At 63.7% G+C, this 20,141-nt stretch carries 21 protein-coding genes; 3 read left to right on the top strand and 18 right to left on the bottom strand.

What is annotated here, in order from left to right; translation table 11 throughout:
• Positions 1-3: 3 nt before the first annotated feature.
• The 3 genes from YH64_RS00730 to YH64_RS00720 are packed head-to-tail and all read left to right on the top strand — an operon-like array spanning position 4 to position 3,084.
• A complete protein-coding gene (locus tag YH64_RS00730; RefSeq protein WP_046802613.1) occupies positions 4-960 on the top strand; it encodes a tripartite tricarboxylate transporter substrate binding protein in 957 nt (318 codons plus the stop codon).
• A gap of 40 nt (positions 961-1,000) precedes the next feature.
• Complete coding sequence (locus YH64_RS00725; protein WP_046802612.1) at positions 1,001-1,981, top strand: succinylglutamate desuccinylase/aspartoacylase family protein; 981 nt, start codon at positions 1,001-1,003, stop codon at positions 1,979-1,981.
• A 2-nt stretch (positions 1,982-1,983) separates the two neighbouring features.
• Complete coding sequence (locus YH64_RS00720) at positions 1,984-3,084, top strand: pyridoxal-phosphate dependent enzyme (protein WP_046802611.1); 1,101 nt, start codon at positions 1,984-1,986, stop codon at positions 3,082-3,084.
• Positions 3,085-3,180: 96 nt separating this feature from the next.
• On the opposite strand, the gene YH64_RS00715 is transcribed toward YH64_RS00720, so the two are convergent.
• From YH64_RS00715 to YH64_RS00620, 18 genes are all read right to left on the bottom strand, one after another.
• Positions 3,181-4,089, bottom strand: coding sequence for a LysR family transcriptional regulator (locus YH64_RS00715; protein WP_046802610.1), 909 nt, complete (start codon positions 4,087-4,089; stop codon positions 3,181-3,183).
• Between the two features lie 15 nt (positions 4,090-4,104).
• Complete coding sequence (recO, locus tag YH64_RS00710; protein ID WP_046802609.1) at positions 4,105-4,692, bottom strand: DNA repair protein RecO; 588 nt, start codon at positions 4,690-4,692, stop codon at positions 4,105-4,107.
• Complete coding sequence (gene era, locus YH64_RS00705; RefSeq protein WP_046802608.1) at positions 4,685-5,575, bottom strand: GTPase Era; 891 nt, start codon at positions 5,573-5,575, stop codon at positions 4,685-4,687. The genes recO and era overlap by 8 nt, the downstream gene beginning before the upstream one ends.
• Positions 5,572-6,333: a ribonuclease III gene (rnc, locus tag YH64_RS00700; protein ID WP_046802607.1), complete on the bottom strand. Its 762-nt coding sequence runs from the start codon at positions 6,331-6,333 to the stop codon at positions 5,572-5,574. The genes era and rnc overlap by 4 nt, the downstream gene beginning before the upstream one ends.
• A gap of 2 nt (positions 6,334-6,335) precedes the next feature.
• Positions 6,336-7,220, bottom strand: a complete 885-nt coding sequence (gene lepB / locus YH64_RS00695) for a signal peptidase I (RefSeq protein ID WP_046802606.1) — start codon at positions 7,218-7,220, stop codon at positions 6,336-6,338.
• 23 nt (positions 7,221-7,243) lie between these two features.
• A complete protein-coding gene (gene lepA / locus YH64_RS00690) occupies positions 7,244-9,037 on the bottom strand; it encodes a translation elongation factor 4 (RefSeq protein WP_006218049.1) in 1,794 nt (597 codons plus the stop codon).
• A gap of 228 nt (positions 9,038-9,265) precedes the next feature.
• Entirely contained in the window at positions 9,266-10,675 is a 1,410-nt protein-coding gene (locus tag YH64_RS00685) for a DegQ family serine endoprotease (protein WP_370512718.1), read from the bottom strand.
• A gap of 115 nt (positions 10,676-10,790) precedes the next feature.
• Positions 10,791-11,861: a MucB/RseB C-terminal domain-containing protein gene (locus tag YH64_RS00680; RefSeq protein ID WP_046802604.1), complete on the bottom strand. Its 1,071-nt coding sequence runs from the start codon at positions 11,859-11,861 to the stop codon at positions 10,791-10,793.
• Positions 11,861-12,376: a sigma-E factor negative regulatory protein gene (locus YH64_RS00675; protein WP_046802603.1), complete on the bottom strand. Its 516-nt coding sequence runs from the start codon at positions 12,374-12,376 to the stop codon at positions 11,861-11,863. Before YH64_RS00675 ends, YH64_RS00680 begins: the two co-directional genes overlap by 1 nt.
• Before the next feature lie 12 nt (positions 12,377-12,388).
• Positions 12,389-12,988 carry an RNA polymerase sigma factor RpoE gene (gene rpoE / locus YH64_RS00670; protein WP_006218045.1) on the bottom strand — a complete coding sequence of 200 codons (600 nt, stop codon included), beginning with the start codon at positions 12,986-12,988 and terminating at the stop codon, positions 12,389-12,391.
• A 486-nt stretch (positions 12,989-13,474) separates the two neighbouring features.
• Complete coding sequence (fabF, locus tag YH64_RS00655) at positions 13,475-14,704, bottom strand: beta-ketoacyl-ACP synthase II (protein ID WP_046802601.1); 1,230 nt, start codon at positions 14,702-14,704, stop codon at positions 13,475-13,477.
• Between the two features lie 184 nt (positions 14,705-14,888).
• Entirely contained in the window at positions 14,889-15,128 is a 240-nt protein-coding gene (gene acpP / locus YH64_RS00650; protein ID WP_003813816.1) for an acyl carrier protein, read from the bottom strand.
• 183 nt (positions 15,129-15,311) lie between these two features.
• On the bottom strand, positions 15,312-16,061 hold the full coding sequence (gene fabG / locus YH64_RS00645; RefSeq protein ID WP_046802600.1) for a 3-oxoacyl-ACP reductase FabG: 750 nt from the start codon (positions 16,059-16,061) through the stop codon (positions 15,312-15,314).
• Positions 16,062-16,065: 4 nt separating this feature from the next.
• Complete coding sequence (gene fabD, locus YH64_RS00640) at positions 16,066-17,001, bottom strand: ACP S-malonyltransferase (protein WP_046802599.1); 936 nt, start codon at positions 16,999-17,001, stop codon at positions 16,066-16,068.
• Between the two features lie 94 nt (positions 17,002-17,095).
• Positions 17,096-18,082, bottom strand: coding sequence for a beta-ketoacyl-ACP synthase III (locus tag YH64_RS00635; protein WP_046802598.1), 987 nt, complete (start codon positions 18,080-18,082; stop codon positions 17,096-17,098).
• Positions 18,082-19,149, bottom strand: a complete 1,068-nt coding sequence (plsX, locus tag YH64_RS00630) for a phosphate acyltransferase PlsX (protein ID WP_046802597.1) — start codon at positions 19,147-19,149, stop codon at positions 18,082-18,084. The genes YH64_RS00635 and plsX overlap by 1 nt, the downstream gene beginning before the upstream one ends.
• A gap of 59 nt (positions 19,150-19,208) precedes the next feature.
• A complete protein-coding gene (gene rpmF, locus YH64_RS00625; RefSeq protein WP_006218037.1) occupies positions 19,209-19,391 on the bottom strand; it encodes a 50S ribosomal protein L32 in 183 nt (60 codons plus the stop codon).
• 52 nt (positions 19,392-19,443) lie between these two features.
• Positions 19,444-20,043 carry a DUF177 domain-containing protein gene (locus tag YH64_RS00620; protein ID WP_046802596.1) on the bottom strand — a complete coding sequence of 200 codons (600 nt, stop codon included), beginning with the start codon at positions 20,041-20,043 and terminating at the stop codon, positions 19,444-19,446.
• Between the last annotated feature and the right edge of the window lie 98 nt (positions 20,044-20,141).

The raw sequence follows: 20,141 nt of genomic DNA, 5'->3' as shown, positions 1-20,141 counted from the left end.
GTCATGAAACGCAACGCCTGCCTTGCCGCCCTGCTGCTTTGCCTTGCCGCGACCACCGCGCAAGCCGACTATCCGGAACGCGCGATCACCCTGATCGTGCCAGCCGCCGCCGGTGGCAACGCCGACATCACCGCACGCTTGATCGGACAAGAAATGAGCCGACAGCTGGGCCAGCCCGTCGTGGTGGAAAACCGCGTTGGCGCGGGTGGCCGCATCGGCACGCAGGCCGTGGTTCGCGCCCCTGCCGACGGCTACACCATCGGCTACGCGCACGTCGGCACGCTGGTGTTGCATCGCTTCCTGTTCAAGCAACAGCTCTACAACCTGGACCGCGACGTAACGCCGATCGGCTTGGTGGCCGAAACGCCCAACGTGATCGTGGTGAATGCCGCATCGCCCTATCGCGACTTAAAGAGCTTTATCGAGGCCAGCCGCGCCCAGCCGGACCGCTTGACCATGACATCGGCCGACCCCGGCACCACCAGTGAAGTCGGCGTCAAGCTGTTCATCGCCCAGACAGGCGCCGCCGTGCGCCAGATCCCTTACAAGGCCACGGCCGCGCAGTTGTCGGATCTGTTGGGCGGCCACGTGGACGCCATGATGGAAAACCTGCCGCCCTTGATCGGCAACCTGAAGGACGGCCGACTGCGCGCATTGGCCGTCACCACCAAGTCCCGCGCGGCGTCCAACCCCGACGTGCCGACGGTGGCCGAACAAGGGTATCCGGCCTACGAGCAGTCTGCCTGGAGCGCGCTGATCGCACCCGCCGGCACGCCCCCCGCCGTGATCAGTCGATTGAATGACGCGATGAACAAGGCACTGCAATCGGACAACGTCGCCAAGGAACTGCGTAGCCGGTCGCAAGAGCCGCTGGGCGGCACGCCGCAGGACGTCCAAACCCAAATTCGCAAGGAGCTGCCCAAATGGGAAAGCATCATCAAGGCCGCCACGCTGGATTGACCGGCGCGCGCCCCGCCACCAGAGCCGCCGGAGCCGAAGCATGGTCCGCGTAAGCCGGGAAGACTTCTCTGTTGCCGCCGCGACCAATGACTCGGCTTATCGCCGCGTCACCGTGCCGGTACTGCGCATCGAGGCCGGACCAGGCCCGGCCGTGGCCTTGATTGCCGGCGTGCATGGCGATGAATGGGAAGGCCAGGCCGCCATCCTCGACCTGTGGCAGCAACTTCCCGGCATGCTGCAACATGGCACGGTATACCTGCTGCCGGCCGTCAATGCCGAGGCCTCTCTGGCCGGCACGCGTCTGTCGCCCAGCGACGGCGGCAACCTGAATCGCGCGTTCCTGGGCGCGCCGGCGCGCGGCTATACGGAAAGCGTGGCGGCGGCCCTGGAAGCACGGCTGCTGCCCCGCATCCAGGCCATGGTCGACGTGCATAGCGGCGGCGCCTCGCTCTGCTACCTGCCTTCATCGGTGATCACGCGTTACGGCAACGACGCCTATGACGAACGCCTGCCAGCCCTGGCCCGCGCGTTCGGCTTTCCCGACTGTGTGTTCTTTCGCGGCAACGAGGCAGGTTCGATGCCCGCCGCCGCCAGCCGCCACGGCGTGCTGCGTCTAAGCGCCGAAATCGGCGGGGGCAGGCAGACGCGCGGCGCGCTGGTCGACGGCTGCCGCGATGGCTTGCTGGGCTGCCTTGCCGAACTGGGGCTATTGCCCGCCCCCCCTGTTCCGGCGAATCGGGACGTCCGCCTCTATGACCTGGACGCGCCGGCCGCCACGCTGCGCGCCGGCGAACCCGGCGTGTTCGTGCCCGGCGTCGAGCTTGGGCAGGTGGTGACGGCGGATCAGCCGATCGGCCGCCTGATTGAACCCGCGCGCCCGGATATCCCCGCGCGGCCGCTCTACGCGCCGCAAGCCGGCACGGTGGTTTGCCTGCGCGCCATCGCGCGCAGCGACGACGGCGACTGCCTGCTGCAAGTGGCCCCCGCCCTACCCCTGGACTCCCTAGCGTCAAAATACTGACTATGCAGATGAACCCCAGATTGACCGACCTGCGCTGCATCCGCTGCGCTGCCCTGTGGGCGCCCGGCGACTACGCCGAAGGCTGCCCCAGCTGCCTTGCCGCCGGCCACCCCGCCACGCTGGAATGCCGCTACGACGCCACGGAGAGCGGCAACGTCATGCCACTGCCCGTTCTTCAAGCGGTGACCTTGGGCGAAGGCGATACGCCTTGCCTGGAGGCGCCCGATCTTGCCGACGCCGAAGGCATCGGCAAGCTATGGCTCAAGTGCGAAAGCGCCAACCCCACAGGCAGCCACAAGGACCGCATGGCGGCCCAGTTGATATCACGGGCCCTCTTGGCCGGGGCGACGCGCGTGGCAGCGGCTTCCAGCGGCAACGCCGGGGTGTCGATTGCGGCCTACTGCGCCGCCGCCGGCTTGCAGGCGGATATCGCCATTACCCAAAACTGCCCGCCCTTGCAGCGGGAAGCCATGGAACGCTTCGGCGCCCGTCTTCGCGCGTTCGAAGACAGCCTGGCGCGCTGGCCCTACGTTGAGGATCTGTGCCGCAACCATGGCGCGTTCGCGGGCACCAATTATCTGAATCCCCCCGTCGGCACGCATCCCTATGGCGTCGAAGGCTACAAGCCCATCGCCCCCGAAATCCTGAACGTTTGCGCCACGCCCACCGACATCATCGTGCCCACCGCGCGAGGCGATCTGCTGTGGGGCATCTTGCTGGGCTGGCAGCATTTGCTGCAAAGCGGACGCATCGCGCGCCTGCCTCGCCTGCACGCCGTCGAGCCCTATGCACGCCTGTCGCGCGCGCGCGCAACGGGCGATGCGCGCGGCCTGTGGGAAAGCGCCACCCAGCAATATTCCATCGCGGGCGGAACCTGCACGTTGCAATCACTGGAAGCCTTGGCCCGCTCGGGCGGCACCCCGGTGGACGTTTCCGATGCCGCTGCCGCTGCCGCGCAACAACGGCTTGAGCGCCGGGGCATCAGCACCGAACTGTCATCGGCCGCGGCGTTGGCGGCGGTGTCGCAGCTACGCCGCTCGGGCGTGCTGGACGCTGAATCGTCAGTGGTGTTGATGTTGACATCCGACGGGCGCCGGGGCTGACGGCCCCCACTGGCCGGACTGACGTCGGGCCGCTACGGGGCAGAAGACTTCGGCCACGCGCCGAGGCTGAAATTCCCGGCCTGCAACGACGTCAAATCAAACGCCGAACCGATCCACCAGCGGGGCCAGCGCGCCGCGCAGGCAAGTGGCCCAGAATTTCCCGGCTTCGGACAAGGGCCGGCTGCCATGCAGAATCATGTGGCATTCAAAATGCACGGATGCCGTCAGCGGGCGATAACACAGCCCCGCGGCTTCCATGCCCACCGCCGTCGCGGGGTTGGCGATGCCGACCCCGTGCCCGGCCAAGGCCAACTGGCAGACGGTGCTGGAATACGGAGTTTCAATCGCCACCTTCAGGCTGTGACCCGCTTGCCGCAACAGCGCATCCAGGCGCTTGCGCGACCCGTCCTCGGCGTTCAAGGCAATCACATCGACGTCGGCCAGTTGCGCAAAGTCCACCTGTTCCAGGCGCGCCAGCGGGTGTCCGGCGGGAAACACCGCCACCGCGCGCAAGCTTGCCAGCCGATGGCCGCGCAAGCCTTCCAGTTCGGATTCGTCCGCCACCACCGCCAGGTCCAGCTCGCCCGACACCACCATGTCGCGCAAGGTATTGGAGTCGCGGATTTGCAGGTACAGCGGCGTGTCGGGATAACGGGTGCGAAAGCGCGAGATCGACTCGCTGACGATAGCCCCGCCGTAGGCATGGATGCAGCCGATGCGAAGCCGCGGTTGCGCGGCCCCGCGTATGGCCCGGATCTTGCGGCCCAGGCTTTCCAGGCCGACGTTCAGGCGGCGGATTTCTTCGTAGAGCAAAGTGGCTTCGGGCGTGCGCTGCATGCGTTGGCGCACGCGTTCGAACAGGCGCAGTTCAATGCTGGCTTCCAGCGCGGCCAAGGTGGCGCTGACCGTGGCGGGCGACACATCCAGTCGCCGTGCCGCAGCCGTCACGCTTTCCGTTTCGTAGACGGTGCGAAAGGTCTCGACCTGTTTTAGCGTGAAGGTCATGTGCCGCGCCGCGCGCTAGATGCGTTGCAGGTCCATCAGGACGCGGCGGGTCGACAAGGGGCGACCGGCCAGGATCTCGGCCAGGCGCTCGCGCAGGTCACGCCGCAGCGCGGGCTCGATCGTGGTGTCGTCGAAATCCGGCGCTTGTTCATCCACGCCATAACCCGTTTCGCGCAACAGCGTCCATTCAAAGCGGCGCAGCGCGCCGGCGGCACGCGTACCGTTGGACAGCTGCTGCAACGCCATGTCGTAGGCGTCGAACAGCAAGGGGTGCGCGTCTTCGCGAGGCAGCAAGCGCAGCAGTAGCTCGTTCATGTACCAGGCGGACATCAGCGCTGTGCCCGTCAGCGGACGGATGCCAGCGATCTCGGCGCGCGTCAGTGTCTTGACTTCGCCATTGCCGGTCCAGGACAGCAGCAAGGGCTGAAAGGCCGACAACACAGGACGCAGCACCGAATAAGGGCGCTTGGCGCCCTTGGCGACCATGGCCACACAGCCATGATCGCGGGAAAAAGTCTGAACAATAAGGGAAGTTTCACGCCACGCGGTGGCGTGCAACATAAAGCCCGGGCGATCCTGGACGCGAGGCGCCCGTCTACTCATAACCCAGATCGCGGAGCGCACCCTCGCGGTCGGACCAGCCCTTGCGCACCTTGATGTAGACCTCCAGGTGCACGGGCTTGTCCAGCAGCTTGGCGATGTCTTGCCGCGCCTCCGTGGCGATACGCTTCATGTGCATGCCGCCCGCGCCCAGCAGAATCGGCTTGTGGCTGTCGCGCTCGACCACCACGCAGGCGTTGATGCTGGCGCCCTTGGCGGTTTCTTCCCATTGCTCGATGACAACGGTACAGCCGTAGGGCAGTTCGTCGCCGACCAGGCGGAAGATCTTCTCGCGCACCAGTTCGGCGGCGATGAAGCGCATGGGGCGGTCGGTCAGGGTGTCTTCTTCGAACATCGCCTCGCCTTCCGGCAGGCGCGTGGCGATTTCTTCCAGCAACTGGTCCAGCTGCTGCTTCTTGGTGGCGCTGACGGGCACCACGGCGCCAAAGGGGTGCAGCGCCATGATCTTGGAGACGAACGCGAACAGGTCGTCGCGATTCTTCATTTGGTCGATCTTGGAGACGACCAGAATGGTGCGCTCGGGGTTCGGCAACAGCGGCAACAGCTTCGCATCGCCTTCGGACCATTTACCGGCTTCCACCACGTGCACCACCACGTCGACGTCGGCCAAAGCCTGCGTCACCACGCGGTTCATCATGCGGTTCATGGCGCCGCCATGACGCGTCTGGAATCCCGGGGTATCAACGAAAACGAATTGCTCGTGCTCGCGAGTCAGCACGCCGTGGATACGGTGGCGCGTGGTCTGCGCCTTGCGCGACACGATGGAGATCTTGGAACCGATCAGGGCATTGGTCAGCGTGGACTTGCCCACATTGGGACGGCCAACGATGGCAACAAAGCCGGTACGAAAAGGGGTATCGCTCATTTAGTCTCTTGAGCCACTGCCACGGGCAGCGACAATTGCGCGGTTTTGCGCGCCTTGCCCGACTTGCGGGCAGCCTTGGTGGCGGGGCTGATAGCCAGCGCAGCCTCCAAAGCCAGCTTGGCCGCCGACTGCTCGGCGGCGCGGCGGCTGGCGCCGGGCGCCGTAACCTTGATCTCGAGCGCCGGGATGGCGCACTCGACTTCGAACTGCTGGCTGTGGGCCGCGCCATGCGTGGCCACCACCGTGTACAACGGCAGCGCCAACTTGCGGCCTTGCAGGAATTCCTGCAGCAAGGTCTTGGCGTCCTTGCCCAGCGTTTTTGGGTCAACCGAGGCCAACACCGGTTGGTACTGGCGCACGATCACGCGGCGCGCGGCCTCAAAGCCCGCATCCAGGAAGACGGCGCCAAACAGCGCCTCGACCGTGTCCGCAAGAATCGACGGCCGACGGAAGCCACCGCTTTTCAATTCACCTTCGCCCAGGCGCAGATACTGCGACAGTTCGAGGCGTTGGGCGATGTCCGCCAGCGAGGCCTGCTTGACCAGGTTGGCCCGCAGCCGCGACAGATCGCCTTCGTCGATTTTGGAATAGCGTTCAAACAGCATCGCCGCCACGACGAAGTTCAGCACGGAATCCCCAAGGAATTCCAAGCGCTCGTTGTGACGCGCACCGTGACTGCGATGCGTCAGTGCCTGTTCAAGCAAGGCTGGATCACCGAAGTGGTGATCCAGGCGGTTTTCTAGCGTGGCTAGCGACATAATCAGTTGAACCGGCCGATGCGGCTGAGATCGCTGAAATTCATCCAGATGAAGAACGCGCGTCCGACGATATTGGCCTCGGGTACGAAGCCCCAATAACGGCTGTCCGCGCTGTTGTCCCGATTATCGCCCATGGCGAAATAACTGCCTTCGGGTACTTTGCAGCGTACCCCATTGCGGCTGTATTGGCAGTTTTCGCGGTGAGGAAATTGCCACATGGGCGAATAATCCTGCGACTTGTTCTCATCTAGCAGGATCTTGTGCTCAACGTCGCCCAACTTCTCTTTATATTGTGCGATATACGACACACGATCCGGCTCGAAGTAGTCGCCGTCGCGAACGTGAGGCACCAGGGTGCCGTTCACATACAGTTTTTTGTCCAGATAAGCGATCTCGTCGCCCGGCAGGCCGACCACGCGCTTGATGTAGTCCACGTCCGGATCCACGGGATAACGGAACACGAAGACGTCGCCGCGCTGTGGCTTGCCGATATCCACGACCTTCTTGTCGATCACGGGCAGGCGCAAGCCATAGCTGAACTTGTTCACCAGGATCAGGTCGCCCGATTGCAGCGTCGGCAGCATCGAGCCCGAAGGAATCCGAAACGGCTCGACCACGAACGAACGCAGCATGAACACGAATAGGATGACAGGGAAAAAGCTGACGGCGTATTCCACCCACCAGGGCACGCGGCGCGCCACGTCACCGGCTTCGCGGCGCAGGCGTTCGGCTTCTTGCGCGTCCCCGATCAGGGCCGCATCGTACTGCGCCATTGCCGCTTGGGCCCGCGCTTCACGGCCACGCCGCAGCACCGCCAGATCAAGCACCCAGATAATGCCGGTCAAGACCAGCAGAACAAACAGGATCAGGGCAAAGTTCCAACTCATCAGCTAACCGCCTTCTTTTGGTTCTACTTGTCTTCCACTTGCAGGATGGCCAGGAACGCCTCCTGCGGAATCTCAACGCTACCCACCTGCTTCATGCGCTTCTTGCCAGCCTTCTGCTTTTCAAGCAGCTTCTTCTTGCGCGAGATGTCGCCGCCGTAGCACTTGGCCAGCACGTTCTTGCGCAACGCCTTGACGTTTTCGCGGGCGATAATTTCGGCGCCGATTGCGGCCTGGATCACCACGTCGAACATCTGGCGCGGAATCAGGCCGCGCATGCGGGTCACAACGTCGCGAGCGCGATGGCGCGCGTTGCTGCGGTGGACGATCACGGCCAGCGCGTCGACGCGGTCGTTATTGATCAGCAGGTCCACACGCACGACGTCGGCCGAGCGGTATTCCAGGAATTCATAGTCCATCGAGGCGTAGCCACGCGACACCGACTTCAGCTTGTCGAAGAAATCCAGCACGATTTCGGCCAGCGGAATCTCGTATACCAGGTGGACCTGGCGGCCGTGGTAGCTCATGTTGACCTGCGAGCCGCGCTTGTTATTGCACAGCGTCATCACCGGGCCGACATAATCCTGCGGCATGAACAGCGTGACCTTCACGATCGGTTCGCGAATGTCCTGGATCTTGCCCACTTCAGGCATGCGCGACGGGCTCTCCACGGTAATCACGGAGCCATCGCGCTGCTCGACTTCATACACCACCGACGGCGCGGTAGTGATGATGTCCATGTCGAATTCGCGTTCCAGGCGCTCTTGCACGATTTCCATGTGCAGCAGGCCCAGGAAGCCGCAGCGGAAACCAAAGCCCAACGCTTGCGAGACTTCGGGTTCGAACATCAGCGCGGCATCGTTCAGCTTGAGCTTGTCGAGCGAATCACGCAGCTGGTCGTATTCGGAGCTTTCGACCGGATACAGGCCGGCGAACACCTGGGGCTTCACTTCCTTGAAACCGGGCAGCGCGGACGGCGCGGGCTTGTTGGCCAGCGTGACCGTGTCGCCTACCTTGGCGTCTTCCAGCTGCTTGATGCCGGCGATGATGAAGCCGACCTCGCCCGCCGACAAGTGCGGGCGCTGCTGCGACTTGGGCGTGAACACACCGGTCTGCTCGCACAGGTGGGTGGCGCCGGACGCCATCAGCAGGATCTTGTCCTTGGGCTTGAGCACGCCGTTGATGATGCGCACCAGCATGACCACGCCCACGTAGTTGTCAAACCACGAGTCGATGATCAGCGCTTGCAGCGGCGCTTCCGGGTCACCCTTGGGCGCCGGTACGCGGGCCACGATGGTTTCCAGGATTTCGTCAATGCCCATGCCGGTCTTGGCGCTGGCCAGCACGGCTTCCGACGCATCGATGCCGATGACGTCTTCCACTTCCTGGCGCGCGCCTTCGGGGTCGGCCTGGGGCAGGTCCATCTTGTTCAGCACGGGCACCACTTCCACGCCCAGCTCGATGGCGGTGTAGCAGTTGGCGACCGTTTGCGCTTCCACGCCCTGGGACGCATCCACCACCAGCAGCGCGCCTTCGCATGCCGACAACGAGCGGCTGACTTCATACGAGAAGTCCACGTGCCCCGGGGTGTCGATCAGGTTCAGGTTGTAGACCTTGCCGTCGTTCGCCTTGTATTGCAGGGCGGCGGTCTGGGCCTTGATGGTGATGCCGCGCTCGCGCTCGATTTCCATGGAATCGAGCACCTGCGCCGACATTTCGCGATCCGCCAATCCGCCGCAGCGCTGGATCAAGCGATCGGCCAAGGTCGATTTGCCATGATCGATGTGGGCAATGATGGAGAAGTTGCGAATATGCTGCATGCTTGAAATTATAAGGGACGGAACACTCGGCAATAAGCCGGAAGACGCCGCCGCCTGCGAGGACACGGCTGACGAGAGGGGCGCTGACGGGACGAAACCCGGGCAAAACGAGGGGGCGCCCAAGCGCCCCCTCTTGCGGCAACCAGCCATTTTAGCCGGTCTTGGGCAAATTTTTCTGCCGGTGGGCCGCCCCCGGGTAAAAAGGCGGTCCAACCGGCCGAAGCCGCCCTACTTCGATGCGGGCACCGCGACCCACTGGGTCTGCTCGCCACGGCGGACCAGCAAACCGGCGGAACGGCTCTTGTCCAGCTTGGCCACCAGTTCACCGAACTGCTTGGCGCCGGTGACATCGGTGTCGTTCAGAGCCAACACAATGTCACCTTCCTGCAAGCCCGCCTTGGCCGCCGCGCCCTCGGCAACCTTCACCTGGACGCCGCCCTTGATGCGCAGCTTCTTTTGGACATCGGCCGGTACATCGACCACGCCCAGGCCCAGCGCGTTGGTTACTTCAGGCGCCGGCGCAGCCTTCTTCGCGGCAGCGGCCGCCTTCTCGGTCGGGATCTCGCCCACCTTGACCGACAGCGTCAGGCTCTTGCCCTTGCGCCACACTTGCATGTCAGCGCGCGTGCCGGGCTTGGTTTCGCCGACAATACGGGGCAGATCGGACCAGCGCTTGATCGGCTCGTTGTTGAACTTGAGGATCACGTCGCCCGGTTGCACGCCCGCTTGTTCAGCGGGGCCGTCAGCTTCGACGCTGCTGACCAGTGCGCCTTCGGCCTTGGGCAGGCCGATGGCTTCGGCCACATCCTTGCCCACTTCGCCGATCTGCACGCCGACGCGTCCGCGCGTGACCTTGCCGGTGGCGCGCAGTTGGTCAACCACGCGCATCGCTTCGTCGATCGGGATGGCCAGCGAGATGCCCATGAAACCACCGCTACGCGAGATGATCTGGGAATTGATGCCCACCACTTCGCCGTCCAGATTGATCAGCGGCCCACCTGAGTTGCCGGGGTTGACGGCAACGTCGGTCTGGATGAAGGGCAGATATTCGCCGGTATCGCGGCCGATTGCGCTGACAATGCCGGAGGTCACGGTGGAATCCAGGCCGAACGGCGAGCCGATCGCCAGTACCCATTGGCCCTTCTTCAATTTCTTGGGGTCGCCAATGACCAGCGGAATCATGTCCTTGGCTTCGATCTTGATGAGCGCCACGTCGGTGCGTTCGTCGGTACCGATCACCTTGGCCTTGAATTCGCGGCCGTCGGTCAGCGTGACGTAGATGTCGGTTGCGTCAACCACCACGTGGTTGTTGGTCAGGATATAGCCGTCGGTCGAAATGAAAAAGCCGGAACCCACGCCACGCGGCACGGTGCGCTCTTCAGGCTGGGGCGGCTGCGGACGCTGGCGCGGCATGGGCGATTGCCCACCGCCCGGCGGCTGCAGGTCTGGCCCGAAGAACCAGCGGAACAATTCGTACGGATCACTGCCGCCGCCCGGGCCGGGGCCGCGCACGGGCACCGTGGCGGTCGTGCGGATGTTCACGACCGCGGGGTCCGCTTTTTCAACAATGCCCGTGAAGTCGGGCAGCGCGACCGTCGGGGTCTGCGCTGTCGCAACGGGCACGTAGGCCGTGGACATGAATACGCCCGCCGCCACGGCCACCACAAAGCGCCGGAAAAAAGCGTTCGACACCGTCATTGCTTTCATAAATTACTCCGAAGTTGCTGCTTGCTGCTTGTGGCTGTGGCGTGCGTCACTTGGGGGTGCCGGCCGGCGGTGCGGCCGTTGCCGCGGTCGGCACGTATTCGGTCGCTTGCGCCAGCTGTTCAAGCGTGGCCACGGGCACCTCGCCCACGGCCGTCAGCCAGAAATCAGCAATGCGCGTGCCATACACCGTGATAGAGCCACGCTGCGCGGGGCCCGGCGGGGGATGATGCCCGCGCTCACTGTCATAAGGTTCGATAAACACCGAGATGGCGGCCAGGCCATCGGACAGCACCATCTGGCTGACCGTTGCGCCGCGGCCCATTGATCGCGCCACCTGCATGATGACCTTGAAGCCCTTGGGCGCCGGAATGCGCCACCCCTGGGCCATCAGGTCCACTGGGGTCATCGAGGGTTCCAGCACCTTCCAGTCGCGCGTGCTCCAGCGGGAACTGAGCTGTTGCGGATCCACTTCGGAACCCAGGCGCAGCGACGTGAACGAGACCTGCTCAACCACACCCCGGGCGGCGTTGAGCGTTTGCGCCTTCAGCAGCAAATTCGTTTCAACGTCAGCGCACAGGCGGTAGCCATAACGCAGCTTGTCCAGCGGTTCGATCGTGATCAGGCGGCATTCACGGCCTGCCACCCGATGCAGCTTGGACTCGGTACGGATTTTGTAGTGTTCGGAAAGATTGGCCGGATCGCCCAGCAGCAGGCCGGGAAACCGGTCGCCACGACGGCGCTCGATCAGCACGGTCTTGCGTTCCGGGATCAGGCATTGCACGTCGTCGTTGTGACGCAGGTATTCGCGCGGCTGGCCATCCAGGATCTCAAGGCGCTCGCGCTCGCCGGTGCCGTCCAGCACATGCACCAGGCGCGATGACTGAATCATCTCGCCTTGCTGATACATGAAGACGCCCGCGTAGTCCTGCTTGCGCGCGGCCTGCTGAATGCGGGTCAGCAGTTGGACCACATCGTCCGTGACCGGGGCCGCATCGGCGGCGCGCGCCGGCTCATGGGCGGACAGGAAAGCGGTCAGAAGCGTAGCGGCGAACCATCCCGCGCGATGGGCATGCCAGGAACCTGCGCGCGGCCAACGTGTCGGTAACGCTATCGCCATCAACGTCCTGCTCCGACGTCGAACGACACTTGACGCACCGCGCTGGGGCCCGCCATCTGGCGATGGGCCTCAAGGTAGTCGCGCAGGCCGGCGTCATCGGCGGCGGTGGCGGAAGCGGGCGTGCCGCTGGCATCGGCCAGCACACGCACTTCCGTTGCCGGCGTGCCGGTCAGGTAAGGCTGTGCCACCCAGGCAACGGTGGCAACCGCGGCCGCCACGGCCAGGCCCGACAGGCCGACCCGCAACGGCGAGCGGCGCCGGGGCGCCGCCACAATCGGCAGCTCCGCGTCCAGCGCGCGCGCCAATCGCGATTGGAACGCGGCGCTAGGGGTCAATGCCAGATCGGCATTGCGCAGGGAATCACCGATCAAATGATAGGTGTCCCAGGTCTGACGTCCTTCCTTGGACAACAGACTGGGAAGAATATCGTCGGAATCTTCTCCGTCCATCCAGGCGGAAACCGATTCCTCCCAGGAGGCCTCGGCGATTTCAACGGACTTGGCTGCTGTTTGCATGACTGCCACTCCTTACCAGCGACGCTCGGCATCGGTGCCAAGCAATGGACGCAATTTGGTTGCAATGGCCTCGCGCGCACGAAAAATGCGGGAGCGCACCGTACCAATAGGGCAGTCCATGCTCTGGGCGATGTCTTCGTAACTCATACCTTCGATTTCACGCAGGACAATTGCGGTGCGCAATTCTTCGGGCAATTCCTCGATTGCCGCGTTCACCGTCTCGGCGATTTCGCGGCTGGCGACCATGGATTCCGGCGTGCTTATATCGGTTAGGTTGTCGGTTTCGTTAAAAGTTTCACCGTCTTCCGTTTCTATCGCATTGGGTGCGCTGGGGCGCCGGCCTTGCGAAGCCAGCCAGTTGCGCGCCGTGTTGATGGCGATACGATACAACCAGGTGTAGAAGGCGCTGTCGCCCCGAAACTGGGGCAAGGCTCGGTACGCTTTGATGAAAGCTTCCTGGGCCACGTCTTCGATTTCCGATGGGTCGCGGATCATCCGGGCCAGCAGGCGCAGGATCTTGCGCTGGTACTTCAGCACCAGTAGATCAAACGCCTTTTTATCGCCTCGTTGAACGCGCGCGACCAACTCCGCGTCGACTTCGCGTTCGCTCATGACGCCTCCTGCGGGCGTGCCGCCTGCCGCGCTCGCTGCGCCGTGCCCGTCAGCAGGCATAACCGCCGCCAGGACTCGGGTTGCAACGTCCGCTGCCAGACGGTGAGGGTGATTGTGCTATTTGTAAAGACCGTACTCCCGGTGGGCAAAAGCTGCAAAGTGAGCGTAAGCCAGCGGGGGCCGCGCTGCTGATCCAGCAACCGCGCGTCTTGCCAGCCTTGCGGCTGACGCACCTGCCAACGCCCTGCCCCGGTTGCCGTACGTAATGCCGATACCGGGGACAGGCCGCTCCGTGCCGAGTGTAACAGCCCGGCCGGCACAAGCAGCAGCGCAACGAATGCCCAGCCGCCCATGCCTTGCCAAAGCGCTGCTACCGACGCGCAAGCCGCAGCGGCGGCGCCGGCCACCGCGCACAGGACGTGGCCATTGGCCGGCCGCCCGACGGGCACCCGAAATGACCAGCGCCCTGCCTCGGAGCCTTCCAAATCAGACCCGGCGAACGGCCATCGAGCCGTTGGTGCCGCCGAAGCCGAACGAGTTGGACAGGCCGATGTCGATCTTCATCTGCCGCGCTTCGTTCGCGCAGTAATCCAGATCGCATTCCGGATCTTGATTGAAGATGTTGATCGTGGGAGGGGAAACCTGGTTGTACACGGCCAAGGTCGTGAACACGGCTTCGATGCCGCCAGCCGCGCCCAACAGGTGGCCCGTCATGGACTTGGTCGAATTCACCACCAGTTTCTTGGCGTGATCGCCGAACGCCAGCTTCAGCGCGTCGGTTTCGTTCTTGTCGCCCAGGGGAGTCGACGTGCCGTGCGCGTTGACATACTGGATGTCGTCAGCGTTCAAGCCGCCGTTGCGCAGCGCGTTGATAACGCCGCGACGCGGGCCGTCTTTGTCCGGAGCCGTGATGTGGTGCGCGTCCGAGCTCATGCCGTATCCGGCGAATTCGCCATAGATGCGCGCGCCGCGCTTCTTGGCATGCTCGTACTCTTCAAGGACCAGAACGCCGGCGCCCTCGCCCAGCACGAATCCGTCGCGGTCGCGGTCCCAGGGACGCGATGCCGTTTCCGGGTCATCGTTACGGGTCGACAAGGCGCGCATGGCGGCAAAACCGCCGATACCCAGCGGCGACACGGTCGATTCCGCACCGCCAGCAACCATGACGTCCGCGTCGCCGTATTCGATCAGGCGCGCTGCGTCGCCGATGCAATGCAGACCGGTCGTGCAGGCCGAAACGACGGCGTAGCTGGGACCCTTCATGCCATAGGCAATGGACAAATGACCGGAGATCAGGTTGATCAGCGAACCCGGCACGAAGAACGGCGAGATGCGCCGCGGACCCTTGGCCATGTATTCGACCTGGGTTTCTTCAATGCGCGGCAAACCGCCGATGCCGGAACCCACGATGACACCAATGCGCTCGGCATTGGCTTCGGTGACTTCCAAACCGCAATCACGCCATGCCTGCATCCCCGCGGCCAGGCCGTAATGGATGAACGTATCCATCTGGCGGGCTTCTTTGCTTGAGATATAGGTGCTGATGTCGAAGTCTTTGACTTCGCCAGCAATGTGCGTGGTGATGGCCGAGGGATCGAAACGGGTGATGCGGCTGATGCCAGAACGTCCGTTGACGATATTGTCCCAAGCGGTGGTCAGGTCGTTTCCAACGGGAGAAACAATACCCAGGCCGGTGATGACGACACGTCGCTTCACGGATGACTCCTCAAACAGACAAAAGAAAGGCGGCTTTCGGGATGCGCTGCACGTGTGGCCCGCGCGAAAGCGGGTCGGGCATTACAACGCCCTTCCCGCACGCGGACCACACGGCAAATTCCTGAAACCGCCCCGTTTCCCGGCTGGCCCGAATGTCGGGCAACCGGAACGATATAGGTTGAGCTTACTGCTTACCGTGCGAATTGATGTAGTCAATCGCTTGTTGCACGGTCGTGATCTTTTCGGCCTCTTCGTCGGGGATCTCGGTCTCGAATTCGTCTTCGAGCGCCATGACCAGTTCGACCATGTCGAGCGAATCGGCACCGAGGTCGTCAAGGAAGGAGGATTCGTTCTTGATCTCGGCTTCGTTAACGCCAAGTTGTTCAGCGACGATCTTCTTGACGCGCTGTTCGATGCTTTCCATGCAGATCTCCAATTGGGAAAAATCCCGCGAATTATAGCCAAGCGTAGAGGAAAGCAACGCCTGGCCGTGACAAAAATAACACCGCGCACTGGTTCTGTCGCCCGCAGGCACAGGAATATCGGTATGCGGCGTTTCCGGTTGAACTGCGCGACGGCCTGAGCCGCCTGGTGCGCAATTCGTGATTTATTGCATGTACATCCCGCCGTTGACGTGCAGGGTGGTGCCGGTAATGTAACCCGCTTGCGGCCCGGACAAAAAGGCCACCGCATGGGCGATGTCTTCGGGCGAGCCCAAACGGCCCAGCGGAATCTGTTGCAGCAGCGCCGTGGTCTGGCTCTCAGCCAGCGCGCGCGTCATGTCGGTGTCGATGAAACCCGGCGCAACGCAGTTCACGGTGATGTTGCGGCTACCCAACTCACGAGCCAGGGCACGTGACATGCCCGACACGCCGGCCTTCGCGGCGGCGTAGTTGGCCTGCCCCGCATTTCCGCTGGAACCGACGACCGACGTGACGTTGATGATGCGTCCCCAGCGGGCTTTCATCATGCTGCGCATCACGGCGCGCGACAGGCGAAAAACGGAGGTCAGGTTGGTGTCCAGCACAGCCGACCAGTCGTCGTCTTTCATGCGCATCGCCAACGTATCGCGGGTAATGCCGGCGTTGTTGACGAGGATGTGCGGGCCACCGCCGTCCTTGCCCAGCGCGTCAATCAGCGCGTCGCAGGCTTCGGCGTCGGTCACGTTCAGCACCACGCCACGGCCGCCCAGGGGCGCCAAGGCTTCTGTGATGGCGGCCGCGCCGGATTCCGTGGTGGCGGTTCCAACGACGGTTGCGCCGCGCGAGGCCAATTCCTGGGCAATGGCGCGGCCGATCCCGCGCGTGGCGCCGGTCACCAGCGCGATCTTGCCTTGCAGTTCGATCGAGTTGTCCATGTCTTTAATTTCCGTTAACGACGGCCAACGCGGCTTCAAGTGAAGCAGGATCGGTAATGGCCAGGCCGGTAAGTTCGGGGTCGATACGCTTGGTCAGTCCGGCCAGCACCTTGCCGGGACCGCATTCGATAACGTGCGTGACGCCTTGCGCCTTCATGGCGCGCAGGGTTTCCACCCAGCGCACAGGGTGCCATGCCTGACGCACCAGCGCATCGCGGATCGCGCCAGGTTCCGTGGGCGAGGCCACGTCAACGTTGTTGATGACCTGAATCTGCGGCACGGACACGGTGGCGTTCGCCAATGCGCCGGCCAACACGTCGGCGGCGGGCTTGAGCAGGCTGGAATGGAAAGGCGCGGACACCGGCAGCAGCAGCGCGCGTTTGGCGCCGGCGGCCTTGGCCAGTTCGCAGGCGCGTTCGACAGCGGCCTTGTGGCCGGCGATCACGACTTGCGCGGGCGCGTTGAAATTGACGGCTTCAACCACTTCGCCCTGGGCCGCGGCAGCGCAGGCATTGCGCACCGCGTCATCGTCCAGCCCCAGGATGGCGGCCATGGCGCCGGTACCGACCGGCACGGCGGCCTGCATGGCGTCGGCGCGCACGCGCACCAGGCGCACGGCGTCTTCAAGCGCCAGCGAACCGGCGGCGGTCAGCGCGGCATATTCGCCCAGGCTGTGGCCGGCGACAACGTCCGGCTTGCGACCGCCAGCAGCGGTCCAGGCAGCGTAGAACGCCACGCCGGCCGTCAACATGGCGGGCTGCGTGTTCGTCGTCAGGTTCAGCTGTTCCACCGGGCCCTGCGCGATCAACGCGCCCAGGTCCTGGCCCAGCGCTTCAGAAGCACGCGCCACGGTATCCGTGACGGCAGCGACGCCCGTCCAGGCATCCAGCATGCCGACAGCTTGCGACCCTTGGCCGGGAAAGACAAAAGCAATTTTCATGATTGACCGGTTGGATTGATTCAGTATCTGTGTGGGATGTCAGGCGTGCCCTCGCGGCGGCGGCGCGCGATGCGCCATCCGCCGGGACGCGCACTTACATGCGAGCGAGTACCGAGCCCCAGGTGAATCCGCCGCCCACGCCTTGCATCAGGATGAGCTGGCCGGGCTTGACGCGGCCATCGCGGCGCGCGGCATCCAGTGCCAGCGGCACGCTGGCCGCGGAGGTGTTGGCGTGGCTATCAACGGTAATGACGACTTTCTCGACCGGCACGGCAAGCTTGCGCGCCAGGAAGTTCAAGATGCGCACGTTGGCCTGGTGAGGAATCAGCCAGTCGACGTCGGCGACCTCGATGCCGGCTTCGGCGCAGGTGTCGCGCGCCGAGCGGTCCAGCACGGTGACGGCCTGCTTGAACACCGCTTGCCCGTCCATGCGCAGGAACGGGTCGCCGGTGACGTCGCCATAGGCTACGTTGCCCGCAGCGCTGAGGATCTTCATCTGGCTGCCGTCCGCATGCAACTGCGCGGCCATGATGCCGGGTTCGTCGGACGCCTTGAGCACCACGGCGCCCGCGCCGTCGCCGAACAACACGCACGTACTGCGGTCATTCCAGTCAAGAATGCGCGAAAACACTTCGGCGCCGATCACCAGCGCGCAACGGGCGCGGCCGGCGCGCACGAAGCTGTCAGCGGTGGTCAGCGCATAGACGAAGCCGCTGCACACGGCCTGGACGTCGAATGCCGCCGACCCCTTGGCGCCCAGGTTGGCTTGCACGAGGCAGGCCGTGCTGGGAAACACGAAATCGGGGGTGGAGGTCGCGACGATGATGAGGTCGACCTCGGAGGCGTCCACGCCCGCATCGGCCAGCGCGCGGCGCGATGCTTCCGTGGCGAGCTGGCTGGTCGTGACGCCACGCTCGGCAAGATGGCGCTGGCGGATGCCGGTGCGCTCGACGATCCATTCGTCGGACGTGGCGATGTCGCGCGTCGCCAGTTCCGCTGCCAGTTCGTCATTCGAAACCACGCGTTCCGGCAAGAAGCTGCCGGTGCCCGCGATCGCGGAATATTTCATTGCGGTATCCATCAAGCGGTGTCCCCAGCCACGTTCGCGGGAGGCGTTGCGGCGCCCTCTTCCGACTGAACGCGCTTGGTAATCTGAGCGACCGTCTGAGCGGTGCGCTCCAGCAGTTTACTCACTACGGCTTCGCGGGCTCGTTGCAACGCAAATCCGTAGGCGTAGACATCCGCCGAACCGTGGCTCTTGATGACCACGCCGCGCAAACCCAACAACGCGGCGCCGTTATAGCGGCGGTTGTCGACGCGGTTGCGCAAACGGTTCAGCACCGGCTTGGCGATGGCGCCGGCCAGCAACGTGAAGATATTGCGTTTGAATTCTTCGTGGATGATGCTGGACAGCATCTTCGCAAGCCCTTCGACGGACTTGAGCACGACGTTGCCGACAAAGCCGTCGCAGACGACGACGTCGACCGTGCCCTTGAAGATATCGTTGCCTTCCACGTTGCCGTAGAAATTCAGCGGGCTGCCGCGCAGAAGCTCGGCGGCTTCCTTGACGACTTCGTTGCCCTTGATGACTTCTTCGCCGATGTTGAGCAAGCCCACGGTCGGGCTTTCACGGTGGTCGACGGCTTGTGACAGCGCGGCGCCCATGATGGCGAATTGCAGTAGGTGCTCGGCCGTGCAGTCCACATTCGCCCCCAGGTCCAGCACCGTGGTGGCGCGGCCCGTCTGGTTGGGAATGGACGTGGCGATAGCGGGCCGGTCAATGCCGTCCAGCGTCTTGAGCACGTAGCGTGAAATGGCCATCCATGCGCCGGTGTTGCCCGCGGAAACGCAGGCGTCGGCACGCCCGTCCTTGACGGACTGGGCGGCCAGGCGCATGGAGGAGTCTTTTTTGCGGCGCAGGGCGACCTCGACCGGGTCGTCCATGGTGACGACTTCAGAAGCCGCCACGATTTCCATACGATCGCGCGCAACGTCGCGGTGCTCGGAGAGCGCCGCTTCGATCGCGTCGGGAAGCCCGACCAGCAATAGCCGGGTATCCGGAAATTGCCGGGCGAACTCGATCGCAGCCGGAATCGTGACGGGCAGACCGAAGTCTCCGCCCATACAGTCTATGGCGATGCGTATCACGGGTGCCAGGTATCAGCGTTCAGCCGAATTGGTCCGAGTACGAGTTCGGCCCGGGGGCCTTATTCGTCGGCCTTGGTCTTCAGGACCTTGCGGCCACGATAGAAGCCATTGGGGCTGATGTGGTGGCGCAGGTGCGTTTCACCGGTGTTCGGCTCGATGGCGGTCGACGGAGCAACCAGAAAATCGTGCGAACGGTGCATACCGCGCTTGGAGGGGGACTTCTTGTTTTGTTGAACGGCCATGATGACTCCTAGAAACGGGGCGCATTGTACGCGATGCGGCCCGATGTTGATCTCAATCTTTGTGCTTCAGTTGTTCCAGCACCGCAAACGGCGACGGACGCTTGACAGCGGGTTCTTCAGGAACTTCGCTGACTTTGGCCTGCGCGCCCGGGCATACATCATGCTTGGGCACATACGGAACGCTCAGAATGAGCTCATCTTCGACCTGGGCCAGCAGATCAAAATGATGTGAACCCACCACCTTTTCGGGTTGGTTGGACACAAAACCATTTCCTTCTTCGTCTTCGTCGTCGCTGCCGGCGGAATGACCGTCGGTAACATCACCGTTGGTAAAACCATCGTCAAGGTCGGCTTCAGACTTAACCAGCTGCAAGAGGACTTCGCTATCGACCGGATACACGAACGGCGCATTGCACCGTTGGCATACCAGCACCGGATTCGCCTGCACGTGAACATGCAGAAGCGGCCGGCCAAGCAACAGCCCTGACTTGCCAATCTCACCGCGCACGGACCACGTCACAAGCCCGGCATCGCCCGGCGGTTGTTCGGGTAACCCTTCAACCGCGCGCGTAAACCGCACAAGAGGTATGGTGCCTTGCGCTTGCTTGCCGCTATGGGCAAATGCGAATGCATCGATGCGCTTGATGATCAAATCCTTTGCATTTGCGAGATTCCACCGCACTAAGGCCACTGCACTCAGAGGCTTAAAGCTTTCGCCTTCGCGCTGCAAAAATCCCGCAAAACGTTAGA

This window comes from Achromobacter sp. LC458 (assembly GCF_001005835.2).
Taxonomy (GTDB): Bacteria; Pseudomonadota; Gammaproteobacteria; order Burkholderiales; family Burkholderiaceae_B; genus Achromobacter; species Achromobacter spanius_B.
Note: the sequence above shows the minus strand (reverse complement) of the source record. Positions and strands in the feature narration are given on the sequence as shown.

What these genes read in the sequence shown, in the direction of transcription:
- rnc (WP_046802607.1), bottom strand. Translation starts at nt 6,333, where the DNA reads ATGTCGCTAGCCACGCTAGAAAACCGCCTGGATCACCACTTCGGTGAT.
- rpmF (WP_006218037.1), bottom strand. Translation starts at nt 19,391, where the DNA reads ATGGCCGTTCAACAAAACAAGAAGTCCCCCTCCAAGCGCGGTATGCAC.
- YH64_RS00720 (WP_046802611.1), top strand. Translation starts at nt 1,984, where the DNA reads ATGCAGATGAACCCCAGATTGACCGACCTGCGCTGCATCCGCTGCGCT.
- acpP (WP_003813816.1), bottom strand. Translation starts at nt 15,128, where the DNA reads ATGGAAAGCATCGAACAGCGCGTCAAGAAGATCGTCGCTGAACAACTT.
- fabD (WP_046802599.1), bottom strand. Translation starts at nt 17,001, where the DNA reads ATGAAAATTGCTTTTGTCTTTCCCGGCCAAGGGTCGCAAGCTGTCGGC.
- recO (WP_046802609.1), bottom strand. Translation starts at nt 4,692, where the DNA reads ATGAGTAGACGGGCGCCTCGCGTCCAGGATCGCCCGGGCTTTATGTTG.
- rpoE (WP_006218045.1), bottom strand. Translation starts at nt 12,988, where the DNA reads ATGAGCGAACGCGAAGTCGACGCGGAGTTGGTCGCGCGCGTTCAACGA.
- YH64_RS00730 (WP_046802613.1), top strand. Translation starts at nt 4, where the DNA reads ATGAAACGCAACGCCTGCCTTGCCGCCCTGCTGCTTTGCCTTGCCGCG.
- fabG (WP_046802600.1), bottom strand. Translation starts at nt 16,061, where the DNA reads ATGGACAACTCGATCGAACTGCAAGGCAAGATCGCGCTGGTGACCGGC.
- YH64_RS00725 (WP_046802612.1), top strand. Translation starts at nt 1,001, where the DNA reads ATGGTCCGCGTAAGCCGGGAAGACTTCTCTGTTGCCGCCGCGACCAAT.
- era (WP_046802608.1), bottom strand. Translation starts at nt 5,575, where the DNA reads ATGAGCGATACCCCTTTTCGTACCGGCTTTGTTGCCATCGTTGGCCGT.
- lepA (WP_006218049.1), bottom strand. Translation starts at nt 9,037, where the DNA reads ATGCAGCATATTCGCAACTTCTCCATCATTGCCCACATCGATCATGGC.
- YH64_RS00635 (WP_046802598.1), bottom strand. Translation starts at nt 18,082, where the DNA reads ATGGATACCGCAATGAAATATTCCGCGATCGCGGGCACCGGCAGCTTC.
- YH64_RS00675 (WP_046802603.1), bottom strand. Translation starts at nt 12,376, where the DNA reads ATGCAAACAGCAGCCAAGTCCGTTGAAATCGCCGAGGCCTCCTGGGAG.
- YH64_RS00715 (WP_046802610.1), bottom strand. Translation starts at nt 4,089, where the DNA reads ATGACCTTCACGCTAAAACAGGTCGAGACCTTTCGCACCGTCTACGAA.
- YH64_RS00685 (WP_370512718.1), bottom strand. Translation starts at nt 10,675, where the DNA reads ATGTCCACGGCCTACGTGCCCGTTGCGACAGCGCAGACCCCGACGGTC.
- lepB (WP_046802606.1), bottom strand. Translation starts at nt 7,220, where the DNA reads ATGAGTTGGAACTTTGCCCTGATCCTGTTTGTTCTGCTGGTCTTGACC.
- YH64_RS00680 (WP_046802604.1), bottom strand. Translation starts at nt 11,861, where the DNA reads ATGGCGATAGCGTTACCGACACGTTGGCCGCGCGCAGGTTCCTGGCAT.